The organism is Streptomyces sp. NPDC020958, from assembly GCF_055562175.1.
The window spans coordinates 174418-186930 of record NZ_JBVHFU010000007.1; the positions used below are offsets into that span (position 1 = coordinate 174418).

At 71.7% G+C, this 12513-nt stretch carries 12 protein-coding genes and 1 pseudogene; 5 read left to right on the plus strand and 8 right to left on the minus strand.

Annotated elements, in window-relative coordinates; translation table 11 throughout:
• Window positions 1–64: 64 nt before the first annotated feature.
• Together ACZ3KP_RS22285 and ACZ3KP_RS22290 are read right to left on the minus strand one after the other, a co-directional pair.
• Entirely contained in the window at window positions 65–499 is a 435-nt protein-coding gene (locus ACZ3KP_RS22285) for a DUF2267 domain-containing protein (protein WP_467501401.1), read from the minus strand.
• A 91-nt stretch (window positions 500–590) separates the two neighbouring features.
• Entirely contained in the window at window positions 591–1028 is a 438-nt protein-coding gene (locus ACZ3KP_RS22290) for an Hsp20/alpha crystallin family protein (RefSeq protein ID WP_132891062.1), read from the minus strand.
• A 126-nt stretch (window positions 1029–1154) separates the two neighbouring features.
• Here ACZ3KP_RS22290 and ACZ3KP_RS22295 point away from each other — a divergent pair, with 126 nt between their 5' ends.
• A complete protein-coding gene (locus ACZ3KP_RS22295; RefSeq protein WP_467501402.1) occupies window positions 1155–1853 on the plus strand; it encodes a type III effector protein in 699 nt (232 codons plus the stop codon).
• A 60-nt stretch (window positions 1854–1913) separates the two neighbouring features.
• Here the strand turns inward: ACZ3KP_RS22295 and ACZ3KP_RS22300 are convergent, their stop codons facing one another.
• The 3 genes from ACZ3KP_RS22300 to ACZ3KP_RS22310 form a co-directional block, all read right to left on the minus strand.
• Window positions 1914–3536 carry an alpha/beta fold hydrolase gene (locus ACZ3KP_RS22300; RefSeq protein WP_467501403.1) on the minus strand — a complete coding sequence of 541 codons (1623 nt, stop codon included), beginning with the start codon at window positions 3534–3536 and terminating at the stop codon, window positions 1914–1916.
• A gap of 26 nt (window positions 3537–3562) precedes the next feature.
• Window positions 3563–4465, minus strand: coding sequence for a phosphotransferase (locus ACZ3KP_RS22305; RefSeq protein WP_467501404.1), 903 nt, complete (start codon window positions 4463–4465; stop codon window positions 3563–3565).
• Window positions 4466–4600: 135 nt separating this feature from the next.
• Entirely contained in the window at window positions 4601–5167 is a 567-nt protein-coding gene (locus ACZ3KP_RS22310) for a dihydrofolate reductase family protein (protein ID WP_467501405.1), read from the minus strand.
• Between ACZ3KP_RS22310 and ACZ3KP_RS22315 the strand changes: the two genes are divergently transcribed.
• Window positions 5166–5711: an alpha/beta fold hydrolase gene (locus ACZ3KP_RS22315; protein ID WP_467501406.1), complete on the plus strand. Its 546-nt coding sequence runs from the start codon at window positions 5166–5168 to the stop codon at window positions 5709–5711. The two genes, ACZ3KP_RS22310 and ACZ3KP_RS22315, sit on opposite strands and share 2 nt — an antisense overlap.
• Window positions 5712–5786: 75 nt before the next feature.
• Complete coding sequence (locus ACZ3KP_RS22320) at window positions 5787–6380, plus strand: DUF4291 domain-containing protein (protein ID WP_467501407.1); 594 nt, start codon at window positions 5787–5789, stop codon at window positions 6378–6380.
• A gap of 56 nt (window positions 6381–6436) precedes the next feature.
• Here ACZ3KP_RS22320 and ACZ3KP_RS22325 read toward each other — a convergent pair whose 3' ends face one another.
• Complete coding sequence (locus tag ACZ3KP_RS22325; RefSeq protein ID WP_467501408.1) at window positions 6437–6565, minus strand: hypothetical protein; 129 nt, start codon at window positions 6563–6565, stop codon at window positions 6437–6439.
• Between the two features lie 70 nt (window positions 6566–6635).
• Here ACZ3KP_RS22325 and ACZ3KP_RS22330 point away from each other — a divergent pair.
• Window positions 6636–6959, plus strand: a pseudogene (locus ACZ3KP_RS22330) (ABC transporter substrate-binding protein); the annotation flags it as partial.
• A gap of 885 nt (window positions 6960–7844) precedes the next feature.
• Here ACZ3KP_RS22330 and dacB read toward each other — a convergent pair.
• Window positions 7845–9209, minus strand: coding sequence for a D-alanyl-D-alanine carboxypeptidase/D-alanyl-D-alanine endopeptidase (dacB, locus tag ACZ3KP_RS22335; RefSeq protein WP_467501409.1), 1365 nt, complete (start codon window positions 9207–9209; stop codon window positions 7845–7847).
• Window positions 9210–9428: 219 nt separating this feature from the next.
• Here dacB and ACZ3KP_RS22340 point away from each other — a divergent pair, with 219 nt between their 5' ends.
• Entirely contained in the window at window positions 9429–10649 is a 1221-nt protein-coding gene (locus ACZ3KP_RS22340; protein ID WP_467501410.1) for a metallophosphoesterase, read from the plus strand.
• 91 nt (window positions 10650–10740) lie between these two features.
• On the opposite strand, the gene ACZ3KP_RS22345 is transcribed toward ACZ3KP_RS22340, so the two are convergent.
• On the minus strand, window positions 10741–12480 hold the full coding sequence (locus tag ACZ3KP_RS22345; RefSeq protein ID WP_467501411.1) for an amylo-alpha-1,6-glucosidase: 1740 nt from the start codon (window positions 12478–12480) through the stop codon (window positions 10741–10743).
• Between the last annotated feature and the right edge of the window lie 33 nt (window positions 12481–12513).

The following is a 12513-nucleotide window of genomic DNA, read 5'->3' on the forward strand; positions in this document are numbered from 1 at the left end:
AAGCAGCTGGGGCACCGGACCTCTCGTGGTCGGCGTCGAGGTCCGGTGCCGCTTGGTTTCGGTGTCAGGCCGCCTGGGTCAGTTCGGCCTTGCCGAACAGGAGGGCGAAGCCGGAGGGAAGTTGGGCGATGACTCGGGTGATGAGGTCGGGGCCGACGAGCTGGTTGACGACGGCGAGGACGGTGCCGGCGTCCCAGCGCGCGGTGGCCTGGGTGCCACCCGTGTGGGTGGCGAGGTCCTTCACGAAGCCCCAGCCGGTGAGCCGTTGCGCGGCGGGGATCTGAGCGGTGAAGATCCGGGCCGCTTCGAAGGGCAGCCGAGCGGCCAGTTCGACGCGTTCGTCGCCGGTGAGCTGTCGGCCCAGCGCGGCCAGCACGTGGCGGACGGCCTCCTCGGCCCGTTCACGGGTGGGGTACGCGCCTTCGTAGCGCACCCTTTCCAGCATCTGCTGGTACGTCATGGCCGGAACGGGCCGGGTCGGTCGGGACTCGGGGAACATCGGGGGCCGGATTGCCTTTCCTGTGGGGATGCTGATCGTGTTCCGAGGGAGCTGCGCAGGACGCACCTTCTGGGTCTGCGGGCGACGCCGGTCAGCCGCTGATCTCGGTGCGCCCGGTGTCGGCCGAGCCGATCTCGATCTTGCGGGGCTTGGCACGCTCGGCGATGGGGATCCGCAGGGTCAGGACACCCGCGTCGTAGTCGGCCTTGATGTGGTCGACGTCGAGCGTGTCGGCCAGGACGACCTGGCGGGAGAAGACGCCCAGCGGCCGCTCGGACAGCTCCAGCTGCACGGTGTCGGCCTTCGCGACCGGGCGGCGCTCCGCCTTCACGGTCAGCATGTTCCGTTCGACGTCGATGTCGATCGCGTCCGGCGAGACACCGGGCAGGTCCAGGGCGATCACGTACTCGTCGCCCTCCCGGTAGGCGTCCATCGGCATCATGGCGGGCCGCGACCAGGTGCCGGACGTGCCGAAGAGCTGCTGGGTGAGACGGTCCAGCTCACGGAACGGGTCGGTGCGCATCAACATGGTTGAACACCTCCAAAGTGCTTGGGCAGAACTGCCAATGCGCTCTGACTCCGTTGTAACATGTCATCGAAACGATGACAAGCAAGGTGTCGTCGAAAGGGTGACACGTCCGACGGAGGAGATCGCATGTCCACTGCTGCCGCTCAGCCCCCTCGACCCGACCAGGGCGGCCCGGCCGAGGGCCACCGGCCGGGCCCCGCCTCCTTTCTCGCCGCGGCCTCCGCCCTGCGTTCCATCGACCAGGCCCTGCACGTCGCCCGCACCGCACCGGACGACGAACCGCCTGGCACCGGCCCCGCTCCCGAGCAGGTCCTGGCCTCCCTCCTGCTGCTGCGCGAGGTACGCGAACAACTCGCGGGCTGGGAGACGGACCTGATCGAATCAGCCCGGGAAGCCGGCGCCAGCTGGGCCGACCTCGCGGCCCCACTCGGCGTCGCCAGCCGTCAAGCAGCGGAGCGCCGCTATCTGCGGCTGCGTCCGGGAGCCGCGGGCACCACCGGCGAGGAGCGCGTACGGGCCACCCGCGACCGTCGCGCCGGGGAACGCTCCGTCACCGCGTGGGCCCGCGACAACGCCGCCGACCTGCGGCGGCTCGCCGGCCAGATCACGACGCTCACCGACCTTCCCGCCGCGGCCCGTCCCTTCGTCCGCCGCATCGATGCCGCTCTCGCCGCCGACGACGCCGCCCGCCTCATCCCTCCCCTCGCCGAGGCCGAACCCCACCTGCGTGCCGCCCGCCCGGACCTCGCCGCCCGCATCGACGGCATCACCGGCCACACCGAACAACTGCGCCAGGACAGCAACAGACGGCGTCAGAGTCCCTGACCTGCGCCCACGCGCTCCCCGGTGCGGCAGGCCGGGACCGGACCCGGGATCCGGCTCTCGTCAGCCGTACCGCCGCAGCAGTCCGGTCACGTACGCCTCCAGCCGTTCCCGCAGCACGTCGGACGTCAGATCGTCCCGCCCCAGGTCACGCCAGGGACCGGCCAGCTTCGCCGCGTCGGGGCAGTAGTGCAGGGCGTCGAGCAGCCGCCAGTACAGGTGGTCGGGGCCGGCGGCGAGGCCGCGGCCGCCGTGCGCCTCGTAGCGCTCGCGGAAGGCCAGCCCGTACTCCGGCCCGTGCAGCAGTGCGAGCGCGGTCGAGCAGTGCGCCACGTCCAGGTCGGCAGGTCCCCACGAGGTCTCGACCCAGTCCACGACGCCGGTGATCCGCAGCTCGGGGCCGGCCCCTGCGAAGAGCACGTTCCCCGGGTGGAAATCGCGGTGCAGAAAGCAGCCTTCGTACGGCGGCGGGTCCCGGCGGATCACGTCCACGGCACGCTCCCACAGGGGGCCGTCCGGCGTGCGGACGCGCTCCGGGGGCGTCCACGCCTGGTACGTGCGCGGCCTTTCGGCCGATACGAGGCCGTGGACGCGAACCAGTTGGGCCGCGAGCAGATCCAGGCGTCGGTCGAGGTCGTCCTCGTCCACGCGGACACGGCCCGGCAGAGCGGACATCAACAGGGTCGGATGATCGCAGTGGTCGGCCGTGGCGTCCACGGCGACGAGACCGGGGGCGGGAATGCCTTCCTGCCCGGCGAGCAGGGTCAGGACGGATGCCTCGCGAGCCAGCAGCCCGGGTCCTGCCCGCCGGAAGAACGGCTTCACGAAGGTCCGTTGCACCAGCTCCGTGCCGTCGTCGAGCGTGAGCCGGCGCATCTGGGAGCTCCAGCCACCGGACAAGGAGAGGGAGCCGGTGACCGAGCGGCCCGGGCCGAGCTGCTTGGCCACCCAGGCGCGCGTGGCCGTCCAGCCACGGTCGGCGAGGCCGGTGAGCATCGCCACCACGAACTCCCGCCGGTCTTCGGCGTGTTCGCGAAGCCACCTCCCCACCTGGTGCTGTGCTCCCGGAAGGTCGAGACGCGTGTACTGGGCGCGTGCGACCAGCGCGTCCTGTACGGCCTCGGTCACCGCGGGCGGGATCACCGCGTCCGTGCCGGGAACGGCGAGCACCGCCCGCCCCTCGTACGCCCGCAGGACCTCGAGCGCGGGCGCCGTGCGCCAGCTGTCCGGCTGCCGGATGATGTCGCTGAACCGGCCGTTCCCGTCACCGAAGGGCACGTCCCACGCCTCGGCGGTGTACACGGCGGGCGCGCACAGGCCGAGCGCCGCCACCCGGTCCCCGTAGTGCCGGACGAGATCCGCCACGGTCTGCCCGCTCATGCTGAATCCCACCAGGACCAGCGGCCCGTCCGCCCCCGCGTACGCGTCGATCACCGCCACGGCCTGCTCGAACCGCCGCCGGAGGCTCAACTCGCCCAGCGAGCCCGTGCTGTGCCCGTGGCCGGAGAAGTCGAAGGCGATCCCGCGACAGCCGTGGGCCACGAACTCCCGGACCAGCGGCAGCAGTCGTTCCCTGCTGCTGGTGCCCGCGCCGTGCAGCACCACGGCGGTGACTCCGGACGGTCCACCCCCGTACACACCGCTGAGCCGTTCGCCGTCGTGGTCGTGCGTGAAGTCGAGGAGCATGCCGACAGTATCCGACCCGGCGCGCGTCACACGCCCTTGAGAACCCGATCAAGTGCCTTCCGGCCGGCGGGTCCCCAGTGCGGCTTGCCGCCCGGCAGGCCCCGGTCTCCGGCCTGCCCCATGAGCATCAGGAAGAGGCTCTTCATCGCGGCCAGCCCGCGGGCCCGCCGGATCGCCGCCTCGTCCGCCCGCGCGTACCGGGCGAAGAACCGTGCGGCCGTGCCCGCCGGTAGCAGCACCCAGGCGGCGGCGAGGTCCCATGCCGGGTCGCCTGCGAACATGTCACCGAAATCGACGATCCCCGAGAGCGTTCCGTGCGAGACGACGACGTTCGCGGGATGCAGGTCGCCGTGCACCCACATCCGCGGGCCCGCCCACGCCTCGGCCGCCGCGGCGTCGTCCCAGACGGCGCGGACGTCGGCCGCGACGTCGTCGGGGGCAACGGCCTTGAGCAAGTTCTCGAAGCCGTCGGTGCAATCCCTGGGATGGCCGCCGCGGTCCGTGGCGATCGGCGCCTCGGCGGGCGCCTCCACATGGAGCGCCCGCAGGAAGCCCGCCAGTGCGTCGGCCGCGTGGGGGCCGCGGCTGATCGAGCCGTGGTCCAGCGGCTCGCCGGGAACCCACGTCATCACGGTCCAGTGCTTGCGGAAACGCTCGGACGGTTCACCGAACCGCACCGGGGTCGGCACCGGGAGCGGAAGGCGCGGAGCGAGCACGGGTAGCCACCGCCGCTCCTTGAGCTGTGGCTCCGGGGAGGAGTCCATGCGCTGCATGCGCACGGCCAAGTCGTCCCCGAGACGCCACATTTGGTTGCCCCAGCCGCCCACCACTTCACGGATGGCCAGCCCGGCCAGATCCGGATGTTGTTCCCGCAGCAGGTCGCGAACAAGGTCCCCGGTGATCTCGGTCTCGGTGTCGGTGTCGGTCATGCGAAGGCACAGTACTGCGATCCGGGTCGGTCGAGGCTACGGATCGTCCGTCTGCCGTTCGGCGGGTTTGCCTCCGATGTCGCGTACCACCGAGCCGGCAGGCGGCTGACGGGTCGGCGAGCCGTCGAATGCCGCTCAGCGTTGGCTGGCAGGCTTGTCGGGAAGTGCGGTGCGGCTGCCCTGGCAGGAGTAGACGATCTCCACGGAACCACCGGAGAGGGCCCGCTCGTGCCGGAAGGTCAGTGCGGTGTCAGGGCTGAGCATGGGTGTCAGGTGCATACCGCCGCCGAACAGCATCGGAAGGACGACCAGTTCGAGGGTGTCGAGCGCGCCGAGTGCGTGGAAGGTCCCGATCGTCCGCGGGCCGCCGATGAGGTGGACGTCGCCACCCCGGTTGACCGAGCGGAGCTTCTCCAGGAGCCGCACCGGGTCACTGTCGGTGGTGACGTGGTCGGGGGTGCCGTCAGGACGGTGTGAGCCGAGGACGAACACGTCGAGGTCCGGCCACGGCCAGCGGTTGTTGGTCAGCGCGGGCTCGAAGGTGGTGCGGCCCATCAGCGCCGCCTCGCAACCGTCGAGGAACTCCCGGATACCGTGGCTTTCGCCGGAGACGAACGAGGGGTCGGCGGTCAGGGCGGGCCACCCGCTCGGTGTGGTCACATAGCCATCGGCACTCATGCTCATACGGGCGCGGATCTGCATGGTTTCTCCCTCGGGCGGCCGGCGGACGGCAGCCGGTTTCGTGGTCGGCAACCCGGACCGCCTGCTTCGGGGGTCGGGCCTCTACCCAAGCGTCGAACGGGAACCCCGCCGATCGACACGCTCCGGAGAAATCCTCTCCCCTGACGAGATCAGGTGCCGACAACCCCGGCACCCGGCCGCGTGTCCCACCCGGCAGCGGCGGAAGACGCTGCGGCGCGAGACCGTCCGGCTGCGCCGGGACGAGCCGTGGTTCCCGGAGGCGTTCGCGGCCCTGGAAGCGATCGGGGCGGGCCGGACCACCGCCGTCTTCAACGCCGAGGGCGCGTACGACCCGGACGCCACTCGCCCGGCGCTCGCCCATGTCGAGTCACCGGTGCTCGTGCTCGCCGGACAGGTCGATCCGGGCGCCCCTCCGCCCGCGGCGGCCGAGTTCGCGCGGCTATTCCCGAATGCCGAGTGCACCGTCCAACCCCGAGCCGGGCACTTCCCGTGGCTCGACGACGCGGACCGCTTCGTGGCGGCGACCGCGGCGTTCCTGGGATGAGAGCCGGCGCCACCAGGCGGTGTCACCCCAGTAATTCGATGGCGCGCGCGAAACGGTCTGCCCACTCTGGTTCCCGTGGCAGAACCCAAGTACCAGATCCGAGCCCAGCACACGGACGCCACCCTCACCGTCTACCAGGCGTACACACCGGAGATCGGCCAGCCGGCCGCCCGGGACGGCCGGTTCCCGGCGGTGTGGCGGCGGGAGCGGATGACCTGGATCAAGCCGTCGTTCCTGTGGATGATGTACCGCTGTGGGTGGGGCACGAAAGAAGGGCAGGAGACCGTCCTCGCCGTCGAGATCTCCCGTGAGGGCTTCGAGTGGGCGCTGCGGAACGCCTGCCTGTCCCACTACGAGCACGGGCTCCACGCCGACCGTGCCGAGTGGAAGCGCCGCTTGAAGCGGGCTCCGGCCCGGGTGCAGTGGGACCCCGAACGCGACCTCCACCTTCAGCCGCTCGCCCAGCGGTCTCTCCAGCTCGGGCTTGCCGGCGAAGCCGCACGTCTCTACGCCGATGCGTGGATCGTCTCCATCACCGACGTCACATCGCTCGCCCACACCGTCCGCGCGCATGTGCAGAGCGGAGACCTGGACGCCGCACGGCAACTCCTGCCGCGTGAACGTGTCTACCCTGCGGCGGAGGAGGCTATGGCTCACCTCCACCGATGAACCGCTCCGCCGGTCGACCGGGCGCAGGCAGAGTTCAGGAAGCGGCCCTGTCTGTCTCACTGTGGCCGCAGGAACTCCAGGTCGTCGCCCCAGGCGTCCAGCACCCCGCCGTGTCCGGCCTCTCTGGCCGCTTTCTCGACGCGGGCGAACAGGTCCCGCTGCAGGGGTACGTCACCTGTCGCCATCGCCGTCGCCGTCGCCGTCGCCGACTCAGCCGTTGTCGGTCTCGTCCTCAAGGGTTCCCAGGCCCACGAGAACCCGTTCATGGGCTGGGGACAGCGCGCGGCCATTCTCAAGCAGGCCAAGAACCCGACGGCCGCCAAGCTGTTCCTCAACTGGCAGTTGTCCACGCAGTGGCAGGGGAACTCCTTCAACGGCTGGTCGGTGCGCACCGACGTGGCTCCCCCGGCCGGTCTGAAGCCGCTGTGGGCGTACCCCAACGCGCACGTGGACGGCTTCCCCCGCCTCATGGCCGACCGCGCCGAGGTGGAACGGTGGAAGCAGACCTTCGCCCTGTACTTCGGCGAGGTGCAGGGCGACCCGACGCCTGGCCGGCTCGGCCTGCACCCGGGGGCCTAGCAAGCCGCCCGGGCGTCGGGGCGGGACGGTCTCCTCCACCCGCCGCCCGGGCGGACCCGCCTTCTCCGCTTCCTCACATCGCTCATACAGCCGGCGGCTAGACTCGTCCTCCCTGTCCCAGTGGATCATCCGTCCAGGGGGTTTGCGGTGTCCGACCGCGAACCTGCGCGCGCTCCCCGTCCGGGCCGGTTCAGCCGGCTGGTCGCGCAGCAGGTGCCACATCTCGTCTTCTTCCTCGTCGTCGGTGCCGCGCTGGTCCGCCTCGTCCGACTCGGCATCCCGCTGTGCTGGGACATCGTGGCGGTCAGCGGACTGCTCGCGGTGGTCTACGCGACGGGTCTGGCCCTGTGGAACAGGTTCGGCGCCCACACCCGGACCGCCTGGTCGACGATCCTGTTGCTGCTGTGGGAGTTCCATCGTCATCCGGTCGTCGACGGATTTCGCCCGCGCGTAGGACCGCTCGAAGTACGGTCGCCCGGTGGCACCGTCACCCTTGACCACCTGGTGCCAGCAGCCGACCCAGAACAGCGCTTCCGCCTCACCGGACGCGTCCCCCAGACGCCCGTACAACTCGGCCGCGCGCTCGAACAGCACCAGTTCCTGGCTGTTCTCCTCGCGGTCGTCGAGGAAGCGGACGTGCATCACCTTGCCCCGCGCCAGGGAGAGTGGCGCCTCGACCGCGTCGAGCACGTCGTCGGACCGGTCCAGCGCCGACCTGTTCCCGACGAACATCGCCGCTTCGAACAGCTCTCCCGCGCGTTCGATCCAGTCCTGTCCGCGCATACCCCGAACCCTCCCCGTCGGACGATGGCAGCGTCGAGCCCCTCCCCGCGCGCCCAGCGGAAGCCGGGAGTTTGTGGCGTCCCCGGCCCGCGCGTGGAAACCCTACGCCCAGCAGCCGTTGACGGTCGCGGCCAGGCCGTCCATCGCGTCCTTGATGGTGTTCGGGTCGGCCGTGGAGCCGTTCTCGACGAAGGAGAACACCTTCCATCGGCCGTCCTTGCCCAGCGTCAGGCCGCTCAGCGCGATGGCGCCGGTGAGGGTGCCGGTCTTGGCGTGCACCTTGCCGACGGCGCACTCGGAGTGGGGGTCGTCGAAGCGGCCGTACTCCGGGCCGAGGGTGCTGCCGGCCTCCCCGGAGACCGGCAGGCCGTCGAGGACGGAGCCGAGGGTGTGCGCGTACCGCGGCTCCGTGAGCAGTTCGAGGATCTGCGCGAGGGTGGCGGCCGGGATGCGGTCGGCCCGGGACAGACCGCTGCCGTCGTAGAGCTCGAAGTGGTCGAGGGACACGCCGTACACGTCGCTCAGGATGTGGCGCACCACCTCGGTACCGCCCGTGAAGGTGGCCGGCCGGCCCGCCCCCAGGGCGGTCATCCGCAGCAGCGTCTCGGCGATGTCGTTGTCGCTGTGCTTGAGCATCGTGTGCACGATGTCCGACAGCGGCGCCGACCGGTGCCGGGCCACCGGTACGTCGCGGGTCCCCGCGGTGGCGCGGGCGACGTCGCCGTCGACGGTGACTCCGGCGTCGACGAGCTGCTTGGCGAAGACCTGTCCCGCGTCGATCGACGTGTCCTGGACGCCGTGCCCGTCGACCACGAGGGCGCGGACCGGGGCGACGGTGTCCGGGTAGTAGCCGTCGTTCCAGCCGTTGGCCAGGGTCGGCTCGGGGAACAGGCTGTCGTCCACCGCGACCTTCACGGAGGTAAGGCCCGCCGCCTTCAGCCCGGCCACCGCGGTCTTCGCGAGCTCGGCGAGGTCGGCGGTGGTCAGGGTGCGGTCGCCGCCGCCGACGAGGGTGAGGGTGCCGTCACCGTAGACGACCTTCGTGGTGAACCGGTGGTCCGGGCCGAGCACGGTCAGGGCCGCGGTCGACGTGGCGAGCTTGGCGTTGGAGGCCGGCATCAGCGCGGTGGCCGCGTTGTGGCCCCAGACGGTGGTGTCCGACGCGGCGTCCAGGACCACACCACTGACGTCGGAGCCCAGTCGCTGGTCGAGTACACGCGTCTCGAGGTTGGCGGCCATCTGCTGGTCGTCGGCATCCGCGGCGCCGGTCTTGGCCGTCACCCCGGTCTTGCCCGCGGCGAATGCGGAGGGACCCGCCAGCGCGGCCGAGGCGACAGGTACGGCGACGGCGAGGACGAGGGCCCGGCGAAGACCCGTGCCCGTACCGCTCGGCCGCGGCCTGCGATGCCGGCGCCGGCCTTCCGGGCGGAAGGTCTCCGCTGACAACTCGGCAGCTGTGTCGTTCATGGGTGTCGGCCGACTTTCGGAACGGGGGCCTGATCAGGAGGGAGAGCGAGCGCAGAGTATCAGCTGCCCCAGGGGCCTCGCGTGCACCAACTGCGTTGGCGCGTAGCCGAGTTGTGAAGGGACGCCGACCGGGTGACGTCAGCCGGGCCGCACCTCACGGAGGAACCCCTGCGACCGGATACAGTGCGCGAGAGGGCAGCTTGGTCAGGGAGGGGAAACGTGACCGACACGAGCGACACCCGGCTCGCCGACGGTGAGGCACCGGCACCGCGGCGGAGCCTGCGCCACCGCCTGAAGCGCTACCGCCCCCTGATCGCCCCCGTCCTGTTGTGGGCGGTGCCCTGCTGGGTGCTCCTGTACACCGGCCAGCACTGGCCGCTGCCCGTCACGCCGGTCGGCACCGCCGTGTTCGTCCTCGGCCTCCTCGGCATGCCGCTCGCGATGATGCGCGGCCACGGCCGGCGTCAGCGGGACCGGGCGGCGATCGTCGGTGACACCCTGTTGGGCGCGAGCTGGGTCCTGTTCACCTGGTCCGTCCTGCTCGGCCTCTTCCTGCGGCTCGCCCTGACCGTGGCCGGCGTCGGCACGAGTGAGGACCGGGCCCGGATCGTCGCGTGGGCCGTCCTCGGCGTCACCGCCGGCCTGCTGGCCTGGGGATACGTCGAGGCCCGCCGTGTGCCACGCGTGCGCCGGCTCGACGTGCGACTCCCGCGGCTGGGTGCCGGGCTGGACGGCCTCCGCGTCGCCCTCATCACCGACACCCACTACGGCCCGCTCGATCGCACCCGCTGGTCGGCACGGGTGTGCGAGACGGTGAACGCGCTGGATGCCGACCTGGTCTGCCACACCGGCGACATCGCGGACGGCACGGCCGCACGCCGCCGCGCCCAGGCCCTCCCGCTCGGCACGGTGCGGGCCACCCGGGCCCGGGTGTACGTCACCGGCAACCACGAGTACTACAGCGAGGCCCAGGGCTGGGTCGACCTCATGGACGAGCTGGGCTGGGAGCCGCTGCGCAACCGCCATCTGCTGCTCGAACGCGGCGGCGACACCCTCGTGGTCGCGGGCGTGGACGACGTCACCGCCGAGTCCTCCGGCCTGGCGGGGCACCGTGCCCACCTCGCCGGAGCCCTGCACGGCGCGGACCCGGACCTTCCCGTCCTGCTGCTCGCCCACCAGCCCAAGTTCGTCGACCGGGCGGCGGCCGCCGGCGTCGATCTCCAGCTCTCCGGCCACACCCACGGCGGCCAGATCTGGCCCTTCCACCACCTGGTCCGCATCGACCAGCCCGTCCTCGCCGGCCTCAGCCACCACGGCAGCCGCACCCTCCTCTACACCAGTCGCGGCACCGGCTTCTGGGGGCCGCCCTTCCGGGTCTTCGCCCCCAGCGAGATCACGCTGCTCGTCCTCCGCTCCCCGCACCTGCCCGCCTCTCCGTGACAGCGGCCCGCCGCGGCAGGTCGGTCAGGTTTTGCCGGCAAGCCGCGAGATCTGGTTCTTCCTCGTGCTGAACGCCCTCAGGGACGGGTGATCAGTGGCCGTCCCGGTGGACGTGTGCCGCCGCGAGCAGAAGATAGCTCCCGGCCGTCCAGGTGTAGGCACGGTCGCGCAGGCCGGCGCCGGTGACGGCGTCGAAGTTCTCGGCGAAGCCGTGGGTCTCGCACAGGGCGCGGAAGCGGGCGCTGATGTCGTCGGCGAGCCGTTGGTGGCCGGCGCGGCGCAGGCCGTCCTCGACGAGCACGGTGGCGGGGGCCCAGATCGGACCGCGCCAGTAGCCGTCGGCGAGGTAGTGCGGCGAGGTGGGCAGTTCGGTGGCGAGGCCGTACGGCGTGAGGTGGGCCCTGATGTGGTCGGCCAGGGCGCCGCTGACCTCGCCGGGCAGGTGCTCGCCCAGCGCGACAGGCATCAGGTCGAGGAGGCTGGCGCTGCTCCAGGTGTCCCCGCTGGCGACTCCCCGGGCGACGAACCGCTCCCCGGTCCAGAGCTGGTCGAGCAGTGCGGCCTGGGTCTCCTCGGCCGCGGCCGTCCAGTGGCGCGCCGCGTCGTCCCGGCCCAGTTCCTGTGCGAGAGCGGCGAGTTCGCGCAACTGGAGCACGAGGAAGGCGGCCAGGTCGGCGGTGACGACGACGCGCTCGGGGTCGAAGGTGGTGGCGTTGTCCCAGCCACTGTCGTTGCCGTGCTGGTAGTGGGGCAGTTCGGCGCCGGGGGCTCGTCGCGCGGTGCGCCAGAAGGTGCTCCAGCGCTCCAACCGGCCATACGCCTCGGCCAGTTGGTTCTGGTCGAGCGGTTCCGGGAGGAGGCGGCGCAGGTGGCCGAAGGCCCAGCCGTGGATGGGCGGCTTGACGAAGTTGTACAGGACCTCGGAGTGGGTGACCGAGTCGGGCAGGGCGCCGGCGGCGTCCTGGTGGTCGAAGGGCAGGGCGAACTGGTCCAGGGCGAGCTCGGGGCAACCCGGCGCGAGAGCCAGGGCGTTGAAGCAGTGGTCCCAGCTCCACACCTTGTCCATCCAGTGCTTGGACATCAGCACGCCGGGCCGGGTGACCAGGCCCGCCGGCCGTACGGTCGCCGACCAGAGGACGTAGGCGGCGAGTTCGGCGGCCGGTGTGGCGGCCGAACGCCAGGGAGCGACGGCGTCGGCGAAGTCCGCAAACGCCCGCCGCGCGGATTCCACCACGTCGTCGAAGGTCTCCGCGGACCCGTACGGCGGGCGCGCCGTGTCGAGTTCGTCGATCGCGATCTCCCAGGTCGCGTCCACGTCCGCGGTCACGGCGACTCCGCGGTCGGCGCCGCCCAGGGCCTGCGCCCCGGTCACCTCGGTGAGGGCGCCGGACAGCACGGTGACGCGGTAGCGGCGCCCCGTCTCGTACGACGTGAAGACGTGTCCGTCGGCCGCCGGGTCGTGGAAGAAGTACGTTCCGCTGAACGGGGTCAGGGTCCGCGCGGCGGCGAGGACTGCGATGCCCAGGCCGCTGCCCCGCAGGCGTACGGTGTCCGGCGACTCGTAGGCGAGGTCGACGCGCCCGCTCTCGCCGAGCCAGCTGAGCAGGCCCGGTGTCGCCTCGACGCGGGTCTCGGCGCGGTCGCCCGTCGTCGAGGCGGCCAGGGGGACCAGGCGCAGGACGCCGTGCATGCCGTTCTGGTGGGACACGAGGTGGAGGTCCTCGGCGTACGTGTTCTGCGCCACCACGGGCGAGATGTCGAACCAGGATCCGTAGGTGCTGAACGGGATGTCGTGGACGGCGAAGGCCGGTCCGGGCGGGGCGGCGGTCATGGTGGCGTGACTCGTTTCTGGGAGCAGGGGGCA

Bases quoted from the DNA above. Each gene is read 5' to 3' on its own strand.
- ACZ3KP_RS22285 (WP_467501401.1), bottom strand. From the start codon at position 499: ATGTTCCCCGAGTCCCGACCGACCCGGCCCGTTCCGGCCATGACGTAC.
- ACZ3KP_RS22290 (WP_132891062.1), bottom strand. From the start codon at position 1,028: ATGTTGATGCGCACCGACCCGTTCCGTGAGCTGGACCGTCTCACCCAG.
- ACZ3KP_RS22295 (WP_467501402.1), top strand. From the start codon at position 1,155: ATGTCCACTGCTGCCGCTCAGCCCCCTCGACCCGACCAGGGCGGCCCG.
- ACZ3KP_RS22300 (WP_467501403.1), bottom strand. From the start codon at position 3,536: ATGCTCCTCGACTTCACGCACGACCACGACGGCGAACGGCTCAGCGGT.
- ACZ3KP_RS22305 (WP_467501404.1), bottom strand. From the start codon at position 4,465: ATGACCGACACCGACACCGAGACCGAGATCACCGGGGACCTTGTTCGC.
- ACZ3KP_RS22315 (WP_467501406.1), top strand. From the start codon at position 5,166: ATGGTTTCTCCCTCGGGCGGCCGGCGGACGGCAGCCGGTTTCGTGGTC.
- ACZ3KP_RS22310 (WP_467501405.1), bottom strand. From the start codon at position 5,167: ATGCAGATCCGCGCCCGTATGAGCATGAGTGCCGATGGCTATGTGACC.
- ACZ3KP_RS22325 (WP_467501408.1), bottom strand. From the start codon at position 6,565: ATGGCGACAGGTGACGTACCCCTGCAGCGGGACCTGTTCGCCCGCGTC.
- dacB (WP_467501409.1), bottom strand. From the start codon at position 9,209: ATGAACGACACAGCTGCCGAGTTGTCAGCGGAGACCTTCCGCCCGGAA.
- ACZ3KP_RS22345 (WP_467501411.1), bottom strand. From the start codon at position 12,480: ATGACCGCCGCCCCGCCCGGACCGGCCTTCGCCGTCCACGACATCCCG.